Here is an 18,036-nt window from a genome sequence, read left to right as displayed (position 1 = left end):
GCATTCGTAATGCGTAGGTCGGGGGTTCGAATCCCTTCATCAGCACCATAAACAATCCAGTAACGGCGCGGCTTCCCGGGATTCGGGGCCGCGCCTTTTTCATGCCCGAAGATCGTTTTTCTAAGATTTTTCTAAGGTGGGGTTTTCGTCTTTGTTTTTTGCATCCTTCGGTGACTTCTTTTTAGATACGCCCAAGATTGAAGGGCCGAGGCTTCTAAGAACACTCGCCTGAAGATTAGGGAGCACATGTGAATAGGTGTCGAGCGTCACGGTTATGCTGGAGTGGCCAAGTCTTTCCTGCACGATCTTAGGGTGCACGCCGCGCTTTAACAAAATGGTTGCATGCGTATGGCGGATGTCATGGAATCGAATACGCTTGAAGTCGATAAATGGCCGGCCAGCTTCTTTTCTCTCCGTTTGCTTCCGCTCGATGCGGTCGAGTATGGCATAATAGTTCCGCGCCAGGTTGCGCGGCCCTAGAGGGGTTCCGACGCTTGTTTGCACCACTAGGCCATGATCCTGATAGAAGGCCTGGTTATCCTGCATCTCCTGAATTTGCTTTTCTCTGTGCCTTCGAAGTAAGGCCACCGTCTGCGGGAACAGTGCAATCGACCGTTCGCTAGAATCGTTCTTCGTGTCATCCATGTCATGCCCGACTTCGGCTTTCGTGTATGCCTGCCTAACCGAAATCGTTTGACCCTCCAGATCGACATCGTCCCATTGAAGGCCGAGAATTTCACTTTGCCTCATGCCGGTGTTTGCAGCTAGCTCGAACACGATCGAATATTGATCAGACTCCGCAGCTTTCATAAAGAGACGCAGCTGCTTCTCGTTCCAAACCTTGAATTTGCTTTTTTTACCCTGCGGCAGCTTCAAAAATGAAGCTTTTTCGCGTTTTTCAATTGACCATTCCGGCGCTCGTTTCAGGGCTTCATTCAAAATTACATTAGCCTTCTTAATCGATGCAGCCGCTAGCTCTTTATACAGGGTATTGTGATAAAGGGCGTGTAGATCGTCCGGATGAAGCTTCCGGACCTTCATGGAGCCAAGGTGCGGAACGATATGCTTTCGGACCAGCCAATCGTAAGCCAACCACGTTCCGTGCTTCACTTGCTTGCGCTTGTCTTTTAAAAACTCTGTCATGAGCTCCTCAACGTTCCGATCTAAACGAACAGGTTCCTCATAGGTCCCCTTCATTAACGCGCTCAGAAGGTCAGGAAGGGCCTTCTGGGCGTCTTTTTTTAAGTCGTAGCCTCCAGGCATCCATTTTGCCTTCCACTTGCCAGTGTCTTCGTCCTTAACCGTGAAGACGATATAGTATTTTTTTCCCTTCTTCGTAACGGTGCCTCGCATATGATCGACCTCCAAAAGGAACGTATGTTCGGTATTTATGTAAAAAAATAATAACGCTCTTGCGGGAACTTTACCAGTCTGACCGGCTCTTCGCATTCAATGCAATAAGGTCCCCATATGTTATGATCGCCGTGGAATAATCCGCACTTCGGGCAGATATAACGGCGTCGCTTGCTGGCATTTAAGGCCTGGTGAATGGAGTCCCACTTAAGCGACGCGCAATAAATGCTGTGCGGATCGTCAATCCAGGTGGGCAGCTTCTCGTACTTATCGAGACGAAAGCTCGTGGTCAGGCTTTCGCGTATGTTGTTATCCAGTTTGGATAATCGCTTAATCGCAGGCGTTATATTGACGCCGCATTTTTTGGCGAGGATCTCGGGAATAAGGTCCGATGGTTGGCGGAATACATAGTTCGGCATCAATAGCTTGCTCGCGAACCAATGCGCCTCGACTTCCAATATGCCGGCCAGTTCCTCGGGGATGGCATTCATGCTTTCATGACTGTTCAACAGAAAGTTTCCATGCAGCAGGATATGACCAAGTTCATGCACAGCGGTGAAAAATTGCCTCTTCTGTATTGTCTCCACGTCATACGGGGAATCTGGATCGGAATCGGTGGCTAGATAGATGGTGTAGCGCACCTTTCCGCCTTTCACCAGTTTGATCATATACCCATCCGGACCGTGGAGTTCCTCGTACTTCAATCGCCATTTCATTTTTTTAAGATAAGGCTCTATATTAATTGGCGGCTCCGGATTACCGAGTTCACGCAGGACAGCCTGTGCAGATCGTGCGGCTAGAGTGAAGCGAGGGTGTAGAAGTCTTGGAAAAGGAATCATCTCGATCGCTCCAGTTAGTCTTCTTCATCATCGAATGCTTCTTTGGCCTGTTCGACCAACTTTAAAAACTTAGCATATGCCTTTGGGGACATTTCTTGCTTTGCCCTCATTATAAACTGCACTTCAGGTTCGTTGCTTACATTCTTATCATTGGAGTACCCTGGTTGATCTATATAAGAATTGGAACGTCCTAGTAGGTAGTCAACCGAAACCTCGAAATAGTCGGCAAATTTTTCAATCAATTCTAGGTCAGGCTTTCTTGCGCCAGTTTCATATCCCGAGATGGTCGATTCAGCCAATGAAAAGCGCGAACCAAATTCTTTTGCAGTTAGTCCTTGTCTTTTCCTCAGTTCCCGTAGTCTTTTCGGAAACAAACTAATCACCACCTCCCTTGATTATACTTCGCGAAATGCGAACAATGATAATTAAAATAGAAAACTTCGCAATATGCGTTGACACATCGCATTATGCGTAGTATATTCATCTCATGACATCGCGTATCGCGAAGTTATGGGAGGTGGGAAATGAGCGCATTACGTGACGCGAGATTAAATGCAGGACTAACAATCGTGGAAGCCGCAAAAGAAATCGGCATTCCTCAAGGCTATCTTTCCGAGATTGAGAACGGCAAACGTCATGTCAGTCCGGAACGAGCAGAAGCAATAGCGAAGGTATATAAAAAAAGCAAAGATGAAATTTTTTTGCCCAGTCGCTACGCGATACGCGAAGTTAATGCGAATCACACCGCATAAGGAGGAGTAGATGTGAGTACGCAAGAGCCCCCAGTTTCCATTCCATCCCCTGAAGTCATCACAATTGTTGAATTGTCCAAGCGCCTCAAAATTCGAAGGCGCTCCGCTTACGACCTCGCTTCCGAACCGGGCTTTCCGGTGCTCAATCTCGGAGGCCGCGGAGCGCGCATCATCTGGACCGACGCCCTTGACTGGCTCCGCAAAAACAAAGGAGGAATTGCCCAATGACTTACATCATGAAGACAACCCGTATTGACAGCGTATCTGTTGACTTGCAAGCTCGCCATGACTTTCAAAGCAAGTTCTTCCCGGACGGTATCCCTGGAGAACAGATCGCCATGATCGACTTCGTCGGCCAACTCGCAGCCTCCGCATATCGCCACGGCATCAAAACGGGAGAAACCTTCCAGTCCGCCGAGTGGTCCAATAACGCTTGCCTCGGTTACGCGATCCTAGCCGCTGAGAAGATCGGCCTCAGTCACGAACAGATTCGCAATTTGACTCGGGCCATTCATGGTATGTACGACTTCAAGACGATCGGCGAGGCTCGAGACGCTTATGAACAATCCCCTTTCTAAAAAGAGAGCCCACCGGATCGGCGGGCAAGTCAGGCGGGGTATGAACTTATTCTAATTCCAAGGCTCGCCACAATTCAATTCCGTTTATGTGGCAATTTGCCTCAAATATTGGAGGTCGGAGCATTTGTCGATCGGAGATGCAATTCGGGCCGATCGCGTTGGACGCCAACTGACTCAACAAGCATATGCGCAGCATGTACAGATTGATCGCACAACGCTTTCGAAGATAGAGAACGGGGAGCGTGAGCTTCCGGCCGTGTACGAAGCTTCTATGGCCCGGCATAGTTGGAAGCTGGCTCTTGAAATCGCTGACGAACGGACGAATGGCTATTTCAGCAATTTGCTTGGCGATGTGCCAACTCTGGATCTTCATCCAGCCGCGCTCAAAGAACAAATGTTGAAGGAAGTCGACGACCTCGAGGAAGCGTTAGGAGGTCTTAGTTTGGCCAAGCATATCGATAAACAAAAACGTAAGGAAAGCGCTGAACGCGTTTGGCATGAAATCCGCGATGTTATGGAACACGCCGCCGTGCTTCAGGGCGTTTTAGAGGAGGAGTTCGGTCTCGATCGGGACGAGCTCGCAACCGAGCATGAACAGCAAGTTAAACGGGGGGAGAGATAGCCAATGTCGAAGCGAACCGAGCTTTTGCTGCGGATCGGCGAGCTTGTCGTCATGCGTCATCGACTTTCAAAGGAGCCGACCGCCGACCCGGATCTGCGCGACGCCGCGATTGATTGGCTGTCCAGCTCTATCGCGGAGCACAAACAAGACCTGCAGGAGCTTGACAGCGTCCACCAAGACGCTGCATAAAAAAGACCCTTCGGCTTAGGCCCCGGAGAGTCGCTTCAAAAAATACATGACACCGTCATTATACCATATTGGCGGTCGGGAGGACTATATTCATGGATCTTAACAAATTGGCAAACGCTGCTCTCGAGCAGATCCACAATGACGGAACATTCGCGCAGATCGTCCGCAAGCATGTCGAGAAGACGGTGGAATCCACCGTGAGCGATGTCCTCGGTTCTTACAGCGACTTCGCCAAGTCTCTCAAAACACAGCTGAAGGAGCTCTTTGCCGTTAACCTGGACAAGCTCGGTATCCCCTCGTATAACACCCTCGTTCTCAAGGCAGTTAAAGAAAAGCTCGATCAGGTTACACACATCCAAGGTACCGAACGGATCAAAGAAGAAATGGATCGCTTGCTAGCTGACGTTAAGCCGGAATACAAGTTGTCCGAACTCATCAACAAATGGAAGGCAGACGCGAACGAAGATCGTGAACACGACGGCGAAAACTTCTCTTATCACAACGATGGTACGAGCTATTCTTCTACTTGGATTCATTTCGATCCGGAGCCAGGCAAGGACAAATATGAATGCGATTATAAGGTTCTCGTTCGCGAAGATGGAACGCTGTCGGCATTGCGGATCGGCGACGAGGAAATTAAGACGAAAACGATCATGTGGGGTCTTCATGGGATCGGAAATGACCTATTCAAGATTTACGCGCATGGAAGCCGTTTGATCATCGATGAAAACAGAATCGATACGTACTACGACTACGATTAATCATCGCTGAGGGCGTCGCCCTCTTCAAGGGCAGCAAGGGGGTGATCAGCCTGCAATGAACTTTGAACAAGAACTCAACGCCTTCCACGATTGGTTGGAAACGAATCCGTTGGACGCATCAGCACAGACCTTGTGGGTGCATTTAATGGCACTTGCAAAAAAGAGCGGATGGCCAGAGTGGTTCCTCGTGATCAATCCCCTATTAATGGCAAAGGTTGGCGTTACAGAGAACACCTTGAGCAAGCATCGAAACATTCTTCAGCAGCGCGGGCGGATCGAGTACCGTTCCCAGGGCAAGCAGAAGGCAGGCAAGTATCGGATTATTCCATTTACCGCACATTCTACCTCAAATATTGAGGTAGATCATGAGGTGAAACGTGAGGTAAACCGTGAGGTAAAACATGCGGTAAACATTGAGGTAAAAGGTGCGGCATTAATTAATGATTTAGATCTTAAAGATCTTGACCTTAAAGCTTTAAGACCTGAAGAGAAAGAAAGAATTAAGGATCGTCTGACGACATTGTTCAACGAAATGAAGATCCAAGGCGGCGTTATGGGGTTACACGACATTCTCTCGTACATTGGCGTCGTCGCGCCCGACTTGATCGAAAGAGCGTTGAAGGTCGGTGAGGGAAAGTCTGTAAACTACGCCAAGCGGACGCTTAATACTTGGATCGCCCAGGGTTTCACCAAGGCTTCTGACGTTTTTCAGATACCCGAGCCGGGCAGCGCGCCGTCGAGCGGTAGCCGTAGAACAGGCGATCGCGGATGGTCTGCCGGCAGATCGGGTCCATCGAAGCCCAAGCTTGACGTCGTGAAGACGGAAGCGCCGCCGAAGCAGCTATCCGACGATGAACGCAAGAAGCTGCGAGAATTGGCCCAAAACTTGGATCGGAGCTGAGAGACATGGAGGACTTAACCTTCCTGCTTGAAGATCCGCGCCCCGACTTGTTGGATTCCATGTTGTGGGACGATCTGTTCCGCCAGACGCATGGGATGGCGGACAAGCACTTAGGCTTCGAGCTACTCAAGTTCTTTTGGGTGATCCGAAGCGCAGGCGTGATGTTGAAGTATTCGACGACCGGCTACAAGTTCACGGCGATGCTGGACGAGCGCTGCGCATACGATTCGCATGAAGAGTTCGAGGATGTGAAGCGTCGATACCTGGCGCCGCATGCAAAGGTCGTTGCCAATTTGCTGGCCAGGATATCGCTTTGAAGGAGGTTGCCATGTTCATACATTCCGATTGCAAACACCGACGTCGGAATATCTACACAGCATGCGAGGATCTAGATTTCACATGGGACCTCGGGGATGTGCATCGTGTGGATGAATTGTGGAAAAGCGGACTGAGTGTCGAGATTATCGCCAAGCTTGCCGAACGTCCGCTGTCCGAAGTGATCATGCTTGTCATCGACCGCCAGCTGCTCGGAGCAATCCACGACCGGCCAAACGGGTTTGTCGGATGGCGAGAGCCGAATGCATCCGAGCGCTTGAAGTTGGAGGGAACGCCATGATATCAGACATCAAGGTCTATCAGCTAACGCCCGAACAAGTCGCGAACTACGTTCCCGGCATGAATTTGGGAAATCCGGTCCGAATCGACAAACCGAAATCGATGGTCCGAATCCACGAAGGACCATACGCAAACCGACCGAAACCAAAGTCCGAAAGCCAACCGGACAAGCCCGGGCTCGGATCGCTACGCGGGAGGCCCCAGCAAAACAAACTCACGAAGGCAATGTACCTGCGGATGCGTGTTGAAGGGATGAATCGGGTGCAGATCGCCGAGCGGCAAGGTGTCGCTTACAGTACGCTTTGTGGTTATGTCCGCAAATGGGGTCTATCGAATCGAATCCATGAATCAATGGCTATGAGCAAAATCAAGAAAGGGGAAGCAGAAGAATGAAATACGAAGCGATGGCCAAGCTGAAGGCCGAGATGACGGGCAACAAAGAAAATGAGTACGTTCAGGTCATTGGCCAATACCTGCTGGATCGTCTGGCCAAGCATCCTGATGATGCCGAGAAACTGAACGCGAACGGGAAGACGATCACCGGCAGCCTCGAGGCGATGCGCAAGGTGGCGGAAAAGAAGAAGAAGGGCAATTTCGCCATGCTGACGCCCGAGCAGGGATATGCGGCGGTGCTGCAATACTTCGGCATTGAGGACAAGCCGGCCAGGGAAGAGAAGGGCCTCAGTTTATCGCTAAATGACGTGCTGGGGGTGTAGGTCATGGCAAAAGAGAGCGCGGAGTTCCGTCTCTTCTCGCAGCACTTCGACCCGGAGATAAGTAAGGAGATACGGGACTATGCGACCAACGTCGTCTTGATCGATAGTCGGTACTTGTTCATCAACCCGAAGGTGAAGGGCATCCAATTCGCACATTGTACGCACTGCAAAAGCAATCATATGACGGACGGGGCGCTGAAACACGGAATGATTGCCAAATGCGTGCAGTGCCGTTCGGAGTGCCATGTTAGAGCGACGGGGGTATCCCGATCGAAACTGAAGAATAACGGCTATCTCGTTTATTACGAGAAATCCGCCATTGATCCCCAGGCGATCGTGGCTCGCGGAATCTACGTCTGCCGCGATTATACAGGAGACTTCCGAACGGTCGAGACAAGGTGCGAGACAACGGCCATGTTCTTGTTTCGAATGAATGGCAGCATCATGTACGAGAAGCACTGGGCTAGTTGGTACAAACGCGAGGGCGAAGACATCCGTTCAGAGTTTCCGCAGTATGCATCTTGGGCGATTCGCGAATGCTCAAAAGAAAGTATCGAAAAAGCAGTCAAGGGGACACCATTCCAATATTCGGAATGGAAGGCGTACGACGAATACGATTGGACAAAGTATTTCGCACTATATAGCAAGCATCCTTGCATTGAACTGCTGACAAAAATGAAGATGAAGTATTTTGTATCGGCGAAGCTCTATGGCGGATTAACCTTCGGAGCGATCGATTGGAAAGCAACAAATATTCGAGATGTACTTAAGCTTGATGGCCAGCAATTCAGGGAACTGACGAGCATTAAGGACCGATCGGGCATATCCGCCCTCACAATTCGCCTGATGCAGATCTCGAAGAAGGACAATTCAAAGCTATCGCTTGACGAACTCAACGAGATCGCGAAACGGTTCGAACATCGATTCAGCGATTTAAAAAAAGCTTTGAAATACACGAACATCCGACGAGCGAACGCCTACCTACTCAGGCAATTCACCAAGCAACCACGCAAAGAACATTTCCATCGACTCGAAGAGGTCCTGATTCATTGGAAAGACTACATCGCCGATTGCGAAAACCTCGGCATGGATCTCTCGGACGAACGTATTCTTTTTCCTGGCTACCTCCATGCCGCGCATCAAAATACGATCGGCCTAGTTAAGGCGAAGGCATCTGAGTTACTGAACCAGAAAATCGCCGATCGCAAACAACGGCTTGAACGATATGCTTTTGAACTTGGGCCTTTGACCATCCGCGCCGCCGCGAGCTCCGATGAACTCGTGGAGGAGGGAAAGAAGCTCCAGCACTGCGTCGGCAATTACATCGACCGATATGCCAACGGAAAGACCGACATCCTGGTCATTCGCCGAAAGTTGGAGCCGGACAAGCCGTTCTTCACGATGGAGATCCAGAAAGGTGAGATCATTCAAACCCGGGGCTTCCGTAATTGCGCAACGACAGATGAAGTGAAGCTTTTCGTCGCCGCCTTTGAGAATGCGCGACTCAATAAACAAACAAGAATCACGGTTAAAGCCCAACAGGGCATTGCCATATAATCAGCGGCCGGCGCACACGGCGGAGGTATTTCCATGACCCAGCAAGTAGCAGAGCTTCGCACGATCGAAACCATCACCAGCGAGATCAACATCATTACGGAGCAAACCCGGAATTATGTGCTCCATAGCGCGATACAAGTCGGCGAGCGCTTGATCGAAGCCAAAGGGCAGCTCAAGCACGGCGAATGGGGAAAGTGGCTGGCCGATTCAGTCAACTATTCTCAGTCCAAGGCTCAGAACCTCATGAAGCTGGCGACGGAATACGGCGGAAAAACGCAGGCGCTTGGGAATATCGGCGTCACCCAGGCAGTCGCGCTGCTGGCATTGCCGGAAGAAGATCGAGAGCAGTTCGCGGTCGAAGTCGACATCGAAAATATCTCGACTCGGGACCTGGAAAAGGCGATCAAAGAGCGAGAAGAAGCCCAGCGCCTGGCGAAGGAAGCGCAGGAAAAAGAAGCAGCCGAACGCAAGGCCCGCGAGAAGCTGGAGCAGGCGAACGAGCAACTCGCCGCCAAGTCGAAGCAGCATGAGGAACTAGCCGAGAAGATGAAGGCGGATCTAGAGCTTGCGCTTGCAGCTAAGGACGATAAGTCTGCAGAAAAAGCGAAAGCGGATCTCCAAAAATCGAAGGACGCACTCGCCGAAGCAAAGGCCAAGGTTAAAGAGCTAGAAGCTCAGCTTAAATCCAAGCCGATCGACGTGCCGAAGGTCGAGGTCAAGGAAGTCATTCCGGAAGCCATGAAGCTCGAGATGGAAGAGCTGAAGCGCCAGGTCATCGAGCAACAGCAACAGCTGGCCAAGAATGACAACAAGTATGCGATCCGGTTTGAGATCTGCTTCAATGTCCTGATTTCAGACTTTAACGACTTGCTCAGCGTCATCGAAGAAGTCGGTAAGGAAAATCCGGAAGAGGCCGCAAAATACCGCGACGGTGTTAAGAAGACGATCGACAAAATGAAGGGGAAGCTCTAAGGAGGTCTAGCCATGGCACTTGAAAGCGGAGAGTTCGCTTCCCTCGAACTTTCGGAATCAATGGGGAAGGCCATTCTTGAGGACAAGCTCAAGAAATATGCTGCCCGGCTTGAGAAGCGACCGGGAGGCAAATGCGTTGTATATTGGCGCGGCCTGACCGCAAAGGAACAAGCAGAACGATCGCGGCAAAAGAGAATGGCGAAGGGCATAAGCTAACCCTTCAGGGGAGATCAAGATGTTCTTCTTTTTCTTTCAAGATGAACTGTCCATAAAGCCGGGTTCGGTATGCGAAGTAAAAATCGGACTGAAGCAAGGAAACAAAGTCATCGTGTCCCAGGTTCGTGACGGTACAGCCTGGGCGCACGATGCCGTTCCTGCAAGGCGTCGCGTGAATCGAAGTGGTCGCAACGTTATTGAATTCGATCCTGCCTGCGCTATGTCTCCTTACAACGTTCGAGACCTTCGAACCTTGGAAGGAATGGAGCGAGAAGCCGTGGTAGCTCCTCTGAGGAGCTCATATGAAGGATCATGGTCGGAGAAATACGTCAAAGAAAGGGGAAGTAGAAATGCCGAATGAAAAGGGATGGTATACGAAAGAGGAAGTCATTGAATCGGGCCTGCCGTATTACATCCCGGCCTCCGAACGATGGACGAAGATGCCGTACGAGTTCGCGATACTATTGACGCGGTCCAGGAGCAAAGAGCTTGGCGTCCCGATTATCCATCATGAGCACGCGGTGCCAGCGGCATTCCGTTATGCGGCAGCTGCTGGGACTGGCACAACAGATAAGAAGCATCGCTATATTCCGCTGTACGATCGAACAGGCCTGTTTCCGAAAGACGTGGGCCGGCGAAAGTTCTATAATGGCGAAATTATGACGAAAAGTTCGGAAGCAGCGTCAGCAATCTAGTAAAGAATAAAAAATCCCCCGGTAAGCCGCTGGAACGGCCCGGGGGATGATCAGAACCAAACACCTGTACCCATATTATAACATAAACAGGCGGGGTGCCGGTGTATGATCGTGGAATCGTATAAAGACTTGCTCGGAGAGATCGAGCTGCTCGAATGGCTACTGGGTGACGTCCAGCGCCAGCTGATGCGGAACAGAGCAAAAGAAATCGTTGGCCATGAAATGCCGCTAGATAAAGCATTGGTCCGGTACGACAACCTTCGCGAACGGATCGAAGCGTTAGAGACGGAGCTCGAACTCAAAAGGGAGCTAGTAAAAAAAATCCGTGAACGTTTGAGCCAATTCACTGGCTTGCATCACAAAATTGCCTATATGCAAGAAATCGAGGGCTTGTCCTTGCAGCAAATTGCGATTGAAACGGGGTACTCGTACATTCATATCCGCAGGGTACACAGCAATATGAAGAAGACGATGATACAATCGTGCAACACCGAGATCGTAAAAACGTGATATTATCGTTATCGTAAGTAATTACCCATAAAACACCATATCGAATCGCGAGAGGACGTCCCGTCGGGGCGTCCTTTTTGCGTACCTGATGCAGAGAGGAGTCGGGGCCGGTGAACGACGCATGAACGAAATGCAGCCCATTCGGGACAAAACGACGGTCGAAGCGATCATTTCCTACCTGAAGATGACGAACACGCGGGATTATCTGTTCGCAGGCCTTGGCTTCTATTCAGGCCTTCGGGTATCGGATCTGCTTAACCTTCAAGCTGGGACGGTTCGAGACAACCTGCATGTCGACTATGTCGCGCAGAAGACACGGAACGCCAGAAGGAAAAAGAGAAAGCAGAAGAAGTTCATCATCCATCACTCGATAGCAGCCGACCTCCAAAGTTACATCCAGGGAATGGACGATGACGATTACCTGTTCGCCGGCCGGCAGCGAAAGACGTTGACCGGGGCTGTCGGGGAACCGATCAGTCGGGTTACGGCCTATCGCATGCTGAACAAAGTCGGACGGATGCACGGGGTCAAACAGATCGGTTGTCACACCTTGCGGAAGACGTGGGGCTACCATCTATACCAAGCCAATCCGCGCAACCTAGCGTTACTAATGCAGATGTTCGGACATGAGGATATGACGACCACGTTGCTGTATTTGGGCCTCACGCAAGACGAGATGGACACCGCAATTATGGAGCTGAGTTATACATAATCCGGCCGTTGTTACACTCGGGAAATGGGGAAGAGAAAAAGCTTGATTTCATCAAGTTTTCGTCTGTCCATGAGTGCAACAGAATTAGGGTTGTGTAACACTCAATAGCCAGAAGTTAGGAGAAAATGAGGTTCGTTGACGGGCGGATGACCATCGTCCATTAGTAACACTTGGGAAATGGTGGGAAAAAGTGTGAAAACAAACTCAATTCCTCCGTGAACGGCGGATTCGATGCCATTCAAATACTTCGTAGGGGGTGCGGTGAGATGCCATGAGCCGAGAGAAAAGCCCGCTGAGGGAACAGGCGTTCAAACTCTGGTGCGAAGGCAATCGGACGCGAAAGCTGTCCTCCATCGCCAAAGAGCTAGGGATTCAGTCCAGCCTGGTTCGCAAGTGGAAGCATATCGACAATTGGGAGGAACGACCCGATCCAGGGCCGAAACGTCGGGGAGCTCCGAAGGGCAACAAGAACGCCATCGGCAACAAGGGCGGCGGCGCTCCTGAGCGAAACAAGAACGCCCTGACGCATGGGCAGTATGAGACGATCTGGATGGATGCCTTGGAGCCGGAAGAGCAGATCAGGCTGATGGCCGTCGAGACCGACCCGATCAAGCAGGTCGAGAACGAGATCCGCCTCTTGGAGCTGCGCGAACGCCGGATGCTAAAGCTTCGGGCCGACATCATGAACGGCTGGGATGACCCGGATGTCGTCAGCAAGTACGAGTTCATTCGAAAGAAGTTCGGCGAGAAACCGGCCTTTGACGAAGACGGCATGCTCGAGTTCATTCCTGTTATGGGGTTCGGGCCGGAAGAGGTCGATCGTACCGTCAAGAAGACGAGCAAGCTCGAGCGTATCTTAGCGATCGAAGAGGCGCTGACTCGGGTGCAGGACAAGAAGGCCAAGCTCGTCGACCTTCTCTGTAAGATCGAAGCACGGATGCTAGGCGAAGAGGAGCAACGCGTTCGCATCGACAAGATGAAGGCCGAGCTTCGAATCCTCGAAGCAAAGGAATGGTGATATGGCCAAGTACGCAATCTTGAATACCTTCTATGCTTCTGATCTCTGGCGGAACTTTCGCACGGGGCTGATCCTGGAACGCGGCCCGCGCTGCCAAGCATGCGGACGCCTGGTGGCCAAGTCGATCGAACTGATCGGGCATCACAAGATCGAGCTGACGCCTGAGAATGTGCATGACCATTCGATCAGTCTGAATCCGGATCGCGTCGAGTTGATCTGCGCGGAATGTCATAACATGGAGCACAAGCGCTTCGGATATCAGCATATAAAAGAAGTCTTCCTCGTATACGGTCCTCCGCTATCCGGCAAGTCGACACTGCTCAGGCAGCGCGCCAAGCGCGGCGATCTCATTGTCGACATCGATCGATTGTACGGGGCAGTGTCGGGTCTACCTTACTACGATAAGCCGGACGGTCTGTTCAGCAACGTCATCGCTGTGCAGAACCTGCTGCTCGATCAAATTCGCACGCGCCTGGGAAAATGGGCGAACGCCTGGATTGTTGGCGGCTATGCGGATAAGTTCAAGCGCGAACGGCTGGCGGAAGATCTCGGGGCCGAGCTGGTTTACTGTAAGGCGAGTCAAGAGGAATGCCTTCGCCGCCTCGAAGCCGACGAGAACCTGCGGTACCGTAAGGATGAGTGGCAGAGGTATATCGACAAATGGTTCGACCAGTACAGGGAATAGGAGGTGTGTTGAATGCATAAGGACAGGATCATCTGCAATGCGCTGATTGAACATCATTACCGGATGGCGACCTACGATGTAAGAGATGAAAAGTATCTCCGGGTATTGGACGCCACGATCCAGGAATACCGGCGCAAGGTCCACAAGAAAGAGAGCATGCGAAGATGGTGGAGGGCATTGTTGGGGGCTTCCAAGCCTCAACGGGATGCCTATTACTGCTTCAATTGCAGTCGCGAGTCGCGAGGTAAGAACTGCCGTTACTGCAAGACAGTGCTGACGCGATCGCACTTCGCTAAGTACCCGAGCGCCTTGGACTGACGCCCCCCCGGGTGCCGTCATTTTTTAACCAGAGCATGACCGTACTGGGGACCCTTTTTGCACACACGCCCCAAAATTCGAAATCGGATCGGAGGAAAAAAGCGTTGGAAAAAAGCGAAGTGTTACGCCGAGAACGCGAGAAGCTGGACGAGATCTTCGCAGATGTGGACCCGTCCAAAAAGAAGCTCGTCGAGGGCTTGCTCGATGACGCGGCCTTCCTCCGCGCCGAGCAGATGGCGCTGCGCCGTACGCTCGACATCACGGGAATGGTCAAAATCCACCCGACCAAGCCGACACTGCAGCAGCCGGTCGAGGCGGCGCGCCAGTACCTTAAGAACGCGAACAGCTATGCGGTCATCATCAAGACGCTGAACAGCGTACTTAGCAAGAATACGAACGACGACCTCGACGACATGAGTGAGTACGAATGACCGAATCGTTCCTGCTTGAATACATGAGGCAATGCCGCTCAGGCGAGATCGTCGTCGGCCAGGAACTCCTGCAGATGTTCGACATCCTGACTGCGAACCTGGAAGATCCGGAGATCCGGTTCGAACCCGAAGACGGGCACAAACGCATTAAGTTCATCGAGAATAAGTGCAAGCACTACGAGGCCCCGTTCTCGGGCAAGCCGTTCCAGCTGATGCTCTTCCAGAAAGCCTTCATCGAAACGATCTACTCGTTCAAGATCTATGACGAAGAGGTCGGGCGCTGGGTTCGCCTCTACCAGGATGTGCTGTACGTCGTTGGCAGGAAGAACGGCAAGACGCCGCTGATCGGCGCGATCAACCTGGCCGAATTCTTTTGCGGGCCGGAAGGCGTCAAGCTGCTGTGCTCGAGCAACGACTATGAGCAGGCAGACCTGATGTTCCAGGCGATCAACGCCATGCGCGAAGAGTCACCGTCCCTCGAACGCGTCACGCGGGTCAACATCAAGGGCATCTACTTCGGCAACCGTAAGCGCCCGACGCACACCGGAAAGTTCAGCTTCCGCAACAAAGGGAGCATCCGGAAGATCTCGGCTAAGACTGGGGCGAAGGAAGGCCGGAACATCGGCGTCGGATCTGTCGACGAAGCGCACGAGATGAAAGACAATACGTCGGTCATGCCGATCCGTCAGGCTCTGTCCACCCAGGACGAGCCTCTTTATTTTGAACTCACGACGGAGGGCTTCACGAACGATGGATATCTCGACAGCCGCATGGTCGAAGCCCGGCAGGTGCTGAACGGGGAACTCGAGCGACCGCGTTGGCTCATTTGGCTGTACACGCAGGACAGCGAAAAGGAAGTTTGGCAGGACGAGAACTCCTGGACGAAGAGTAACCCGGGACTCGGGACGATCAAAAAGCGGAGCTTCCTGCGCCGCATGATCGAAGAGGCGCGGAGTAATCAAGAGATGCGGGCGTTCGTACTGGCCAAAGACTTCAACGTCAAGCAGAACAACGCAGCGGCGTGGCTAACCGAGGAGGATATGCGAAGCGAAGACGTCTTCGACCTCGAAGAGTTTCGCGGCGCGTTCGCGATCGGCGGCGTCGACTTGGCCAGAACGGGAGACCTTGCATCGGCGCGGGCCATGTTCATGCGGGGCGGCAAGAAGTACACCTATCAGCGTTATTTCATACCGGCCGCGAAAATCCCGACGCTGTCGAAGGAAGAGCGGACGAAATACGAGGAATGGGTTGCGAACGACCTGGTCACGGTCTCGGAAGGCAACGAGAACGACTTCCGGCATGTCACGGCTTGGTTCGTGAAGCTGTACAAGGATTATGGCATTCGCTTCTTCAAGATCGGCTATGACAAATGGTCGGCGGTCTACTGGGTCAAGGAGATGGAAGAGCACGGCTTCGACATGGTCCGAATCAGTCAGGACTGGGGCAGTTTGTCCGAGCCGATGAAGCTTGTACGGACGGATCTGCAAAGCAAGCTGATCAACTACAATCAGCACCCAATCGATCGCATGTGCCTTGAAAACACAGCCGTAGAGATGAATGGGAAGATGGAGATCCGCCCCGTCAAGATCCAAGGCAAGGAAGATAAGAAAATCGACGGAACGCTGACGCTCATCTTCGTCTATCGGGTCTACATCGACAACCGGACGGAGTTTCTGCAGCTCGTCGCGTAAAGCGAGGTGATGACATGGGTTTACTCAGTGCGATCAAGGGATTCGCCGGCCGGCCGAAGGGTTCGACGCTCGCCAAGATGTTGAACGGCTATATTCCGATCTTTAGCCAGTTCGGCCAGGACATCTATGCTTCGGACGTTGTGCAGAACTGCATTCACGCGATCGCGACCGAGATCAGCAAGCTTCAGCCCAAGCATATTCGGACGGACAGCAACGGCATGCAGTCGCAGCCGAACGGGCCGCTCAATCGTCTGTTCAAATTCGCGCCGAATGAGCTGATGACGACCAAGGATTTCCTCGAGAAGATCATCTGGTTGCTCTACCTGAACGAGAATGCATTTATCTATCCGATTTACGACGTCTACCAGGTCGGCGATGGGATGACCAAGCGGTATTACCGTGCGTTCTATCCGCTCAACCCGACGCGGGTCGATTTTCTGCAGAGCGAAGCAGGTGAGCTGCTGATTCAATTCTTCTTCGGGTCGGGGACGAACTTCACGCTTCGTTATGCGGACGTGATTCATATTCGTCGAAAATTCAGCTTGAACGACCTGATGGGCGGCGGCGCGAATGGCCAGCCGGATCATAAGGCGCTGCTTAAGGTTCTGCAGATCAATGACGCGGTACTGCAAGGGTTGGAGATGGGCGTCAAAACGAGCATGTCCATTCGCGGCCTGCTCAAGATCAACACCATGATGGACACGGATGCGCAGAAGGCGGAGCGCACCAGGTTCGAGAAGTCGATCGACGAGGGGAAGTCGGGTATCATCGCGACCGACCTGAAGGGCGAATACGTGCCGCTGAGTTTGGATCCAAAAATGGTCGACAAGGAAACGCTGAACTTTCTGGATTCCAAGATTCTGCGTTGGTACGGCGTATCGTTGCCGATCATCAACGGCGACTATACGGACGAGCAGTACCAAGCGTTCTATGAGCGGACGCTCGAGCCGATCGTTCTTGCGCTAGGCCAGGCGTTTAGCGTGGCCATCTTCACCGAACGCGAGCTCGACGTCGGCAATGAGCTTGTGTTCTACCAGAAGGACATGATGTACCTGTCGACGACGGCCAAGTTAAACCTGCTGAAGACGGCGGGGGAACAAGGGCTGCTGACGGACAACCAAAAGCTTGCGCTTCTCGGATATCCGCCGCTCGAGGACGGCGACCGGCGGACGCAATCGCTTAACTACGCCGACGTGCGCCTGGTCAACGCCTATCAGATGGCCGGGAAAACCAAAGCCACCACGAAAGGAGACAATCCGGATGACGGATAAACTCAAGCTGCCGCCAGGCGCGGTCAAGCGAAGTTTCGGGATCGCGGACATTCGCGCCGTCGAGGATGGTACGTACATCGAAGGCCACGCCGCCGTATACGATCAGCAGACGACCATCGGCGATTGGTTTTATGAGGTCATCGAGCGCGGCGCATTCGATGGCTGTAACTTCGACGACGTGCTGTTTTCGACCAATCACGATCTGCAGAAGATTCCACTCGCACGCAGTCGACGTAATAACGGTAACTCGACCATGTTGCTGCGGACGGACGACGTTGGCCTTTACATTAAGGCGAACCTCGACATCGAGAACAATTCGGATTCCAAGTCTTTATATAGCGCAGTGAATCGGGGAGACATCGACGGGATGTCTTTTATTTTTTTCATCGGCGATCAGAAGTGGGAGAATCTCGACTCGAAGATGCCGACCCGTCGCATTACCCGGATCTCTCGCGTCATCGAAGTCAGCGCTGTCAACTTCCCGGCCTATTCGGGAACTGACATAAATGCTCGCGACCAGGCGGCGTTGGATAACGCCGAGGCGGCATTGGAAAATGCCCGGTCTCAGTTGGATAACTCGAAAAACGAGCTCGAAGTTTTGCGTCTCAAAACACAAATTTTAGCGAAGGGTTAA

At 52.2% G+C, this 18,036-nt stretch carries 28 protein-coding genes; 25 read left to right on the top strand and 3 right to left on the bottom strand.

Going from position 1 to position 18,036, the window contains the following annotated elements; all coding sequences use genetic code 11:
* Positions 1–120: 120 nt before the first annotated feature.
* Genes BM235_RS31250 through BM235_RS31240 form a run of 3 tightly spaced genes read right to left on the bottom strand, consistent with a single transcriptional unit; the run spans position 121 to position 2,566 of the window.
* Entirely contained in the window at positions 121–1,353 is a 1,233-nt protein-coding gene (locus BM235_RS31250) for a tyrosine-type recombinase/integrase (RefSeq protein WP_158543683.1), read from the bottom strand.
* 35 nt (positions 1,354–1,388) lie between these two features.
* On the bottom strand, positions 1,389–2,192 hold the full coding sequence (locus BM235_RS31245) for an ImmA/IrrE family metallo-endopeptidase (protein ID WP_090118185.1): 804 nt from the start codon (positions 2,190–2,192) through the stop codon (positions 1,389–1,391).
* 14 nt (positions 2,193–2,206) lie between these two features.
* On the bottom strand, positions 2,207–2,566 hold the full coding sequence (locus BM235_RS31240; protein ID WP_090118182.1) for a helix-turn-helix domain-containing protein: 360 nt from the start codon (positions 2,564–2,566) through the stop codon (positions 2,207–2,209).
* A gap of 150 nt (positions 2,567–2,716) precedes the next feature.
* Here BM235_RS31240 and BM235_RS31235 point away from each other — a divergent pair, with 150 nt between their 5' ends.
* The 25 genes from BM235_RS31235 (at position 2,717) to BM235_RS31120 (ending at position 18,036) form a co-directional block, all read left to right on the top strand.
* Positions 2,717–2,944 carry a helix-turn-helix domain-containing protein gene (locus BM235_RS31235; protein WP_090118181.1) on the top strand — a complete coding sequence of 76 codons (228 nt, stop codon included), beginning with the start codon at positions 2,717–2,719 and terminating at the stop codon, positions 2,942–2,944.
* A 12-nt stretch (positions 2,945–2,956) separates the two neighbouring features.
* Positions 2,957–3,172 carry a CarB family protein gene (locus tag BM235_RS31230; protein ID WP_090118180.1) on the top strand — a complete coding sequence of 72 codons (216 nt, stop codon included), beginning with the start codon at positions 2,957–2,959 and terminating at the stop codon, positions 3,170–3,172.
* On the top strand, positions 3,169–3,522 hold the full coding sequence (locus BM235_RS32810) for a hypothetical protein (protein WP_255374687.1): 354 nt from the start codon (positions 3,169–3,171) through the stop codon (positions 3,520–3,522). The genes BM235_RS31230 and BM235_RS32810 overlap by 4 nt, the downstream gene beginning before the upstream one ends.
* A 124-nt stretch (positions 3,523–3,646) precedes the next feature.
* The gene (locus BM235_RS31220; RefSeq protein ID WP_090118179.1) at positions 3,647–4,144 is read left to right on the top strand and encodes a helix-turn-helix transcriptional regulator; all 498 of its coding nucleotides are present in this window, start codon (positions 3,647–3,649) and stop codon (positions 4,142–4,144) included.
* Between the two features lie 3 nt (positions 4,145–4,147).
* Complete coding sequence (locus tag BM235_RS31215) at positions 4,148–4,333, top strand: hypothetical protein (protein ID WP_090118178.1); 186 nt, start codon at positions 4,148–4,150, stop codon at positions 4,331–4,333.
* Positions 4,334–4,425: 92 nt separating this feature from the next.
* The gene (locus tag BM235_RS31210) at positions 4,426–5,094 is read left to right on the top strand and encodes a hypothetical protein (protein WP_090118177.1); all 669 of its coding nucleotides are present in this window, start codon (positions 4,426–4,428) and stop codon (positions 5,092–5,094) included.
* A 55-nt stretch (positions 5,095–5,149) separates the two neighbouring features.
* Positions 5,150–5,995: a hypothetical protein gene (locus tag BM235_RS31205; protein ID WP_090118176.1), complete on the top strand. Its 846-nt coding sequence runs from the start codon at positions 5,150–5,152 to the stop codon at positions 5,993–5,995.
* A gap of 5 nt (positions 5,996–6,000) precedes the next feature.
* Positions 6,001–6,312: a hypothetical protein gene (locus BM235_RS31200; protein ID WP_090118175.1), complete on the top strand. Its 312-nt coding sequence runs from the start codon at positions 6,001–6,003 to the stop codon at positions 6,310–6,312.
* Between the two features lie 107 nt (positions 6,313–6,419).
* Entirely contained in the window at positions 6,420–6,611 is a 192-nt protein-coding gene (locus BM235_RS31195; protein WP_143106764.1) for a hypothetical protein, read from the top strand.
* Positions 6,608–7,003 carry a hypothetical protein gene (locus tag BM235_RS31190; RefSeq protein WP_090118173.1) on the top strand — a complete coding sequence of 132 codons (396 nt, stop codon included), beginning with the start codon at positions 6,608–6,610 and terminating at the stop codon, positions 7,001–7,003. The genes BM235_RS31195 and BM235_RS31190 overlap by 4 nt, the downstream gene beginning before the upstream one ends.
* A complete protein-coding gene (locus BM235_RS31185; RefSeq protein WP_090118172.1) occupies positions 7,000–7,326 on the top strand; it encodes a hypothetical protein in 327 nt (108 codons plus the stop codon). The genes BM235_RS31190 and BM235_RS31185 overlap by 4 nt, the downstream gene beginning before the upstream one ends.
* A gap of 3 nt (positions 7,327–7,329) precedes the next feature.
* Positions 7,330–8,883, top strand: a complete 1,554-nt coding sequence (locus BM235_RS31180) for a PcfJ domain-containing protein (RefSeq protein ID WP_090118171.1) — start codon at positions 7,330–7,332, stop codon at positions 8,881–8,883.
* Positions 8,884–8,916: 33 nt separating this feature from the next.
* A complete protein-coding gene (locus tag BM235_RS31175; protein WP_090118170.1) occupies positions 8,917–9,855 on the top strand; it encodes a DUF3102 domain-containing protein in 939 nt (312 codons plus the stop codon).
* A 12-nt stretch (positions 9,856–9,867) separates the two neighbouring features.
* A complete protein-coding gene (locus BM235_RS31170) occupies positions 9,868–10,071 on the top strand; it encodes a hypothetical protein (RefSeq protein ID WP_090118169.1) in 204 nt (67 codons plus the stop codon).
* A 19-nt stretch (positions 10,072–10,090) separates the two neighbouring features.
* A complete protein-coding gene (locus BM235_RS31820) occupies positions 10,091–10,432 on the top strand; it encodes a hypothetical protein (RefSeq protein WP_143106763.1) in 342 nt (113 codons plus the stop codon).
* Positions 10,422–10,766, top strand: a complete 345-nt coding sequence (locus BM235_RS31165) for a hypothetical protein (RefSeq protein WP_090118168.1) — start codon at positions 10,422–10,424, stop codon at positions 10,764–10,766. The genes BM235_RS31820 and BM235_RS31165 overlap by 11 nt, the downstream gene beginning before the upstream one ends.
* A gap of 105 nt (positions 10,767–10,871) precedes the next feature.
* On the top strand, positions 10,872–11,276 hold the full coding sequence (locus tag BM235_RS31160) for a hypothetical protein (protein WP_090118167.1): 405 nt from the start codon (positions 10,872–10,874) through the stop codon (positions 11,274–11,276).
* 121 nt (positions 11,277–11,397) lie between these two features.
* Complete coding sequence (locus tag BM235_RS31155; RefSeq protein WP_158543682.1) at positions 11,398–11,988, top strand: tyrosine-type recombinase/integrase; 591 nt, start codon at positions 11,398–11,400, stop codon at positions 11,986–11,988.
* Between the two features lie 271 nt (positions 11,989–12,259).
* Positions 12,260–13,006 carry a phage terminase small subunit gene (gene terS, locus BM235_RS31150; protein ID WP_090118165.1) on the top strand — a complete coding sequence of 249 codons (747 nt, stop codon included), beginning with the start codon at positions 12,260–12,262 and terminating at the stop codon, positions 13,004–13,006.
* A 1-nt stretch (position 13,007) separates the two neighbouring features.
* The gene (locus BM235_RS31145) at positions 13,008–13,691 is read left to right on the top strand and encodes an HNH endonuclease (RefSeq protein ID WP_090118164.1); all 684 of its coding nucleotides are present in this window, start codon (positions 13,008–13,010) and stop codon (positions 13,689–13,691) included.
* 12 nt (positions 13,692–13,703) lie between these two features.
* Positions 13,704–14,009: a hypothetical protein gene (locus BM235_RS31140; protein ID WP_090118163.1), complete on the top strand. Its 306-nt coding sequence runs from the start codon at positions 13,704–13,706 to the stop codon at positions 14,007–14,009.
* 104 nt (positions 14,010–14,113) lie between these two features.
* Complete coding sequence (locus BM235_RS31135; protein ID WP_090118162.1) at positions 14,114–14,440, top strand: hypothetical protein; 327 nt, start codon at positions 14,114–14,116, stop codon at positions 14,438–14,440.
* Complete coding sequence (locus tag BM235_RS31130; protein ID WP_090118161.1) at positions 14,437–16,131, top strand: terminase large subunit; 1,695 nt, start codon at positions 14,437–14,439, stop codon at positions 16,129–16,131. Before BM235_RS31135 ends, BM235_RS31130 begins: the two co-directional genes overlap by 4 nt.
* A gap of 14 nt (positions 16,132–16,145) precedes the next feature.
* Complete coding sequence (locus BM235_RS31125) at positions 16,146–17,402, top strand: phage portal protein (RefSeq protein WP_090118160.1); 1,257 nt, start codon at positions 16,146–16,148, stop codon at positions 17,400–17,402.
* Positions 17,392–18,036: an HK97 family phage prohead protease gene (locus BM235_RS31120; protein WP_090118159.1), complete on the top strand. Its 645-nt coding sequence runs from the start codon at positions 17,392–17,394 to the stop codon at positions 18,034–18,036. Before BM235_RS31125 ends, BM235_RS31120 begins: the two co-directional genes overlap by 11 nt.

This window comes from Cohnella sp. OV330 (assembly GCF_900112065.1).
Lineage (GTDB): Bacteria > Bacillota > Bacilli > Paenibacillales > Paenibacillaceae > Cohnella.
Note: the sequence above shows the minus strand (reverse complement) of the source record. Positions and strands in the feature narration are given on the sequence as shown.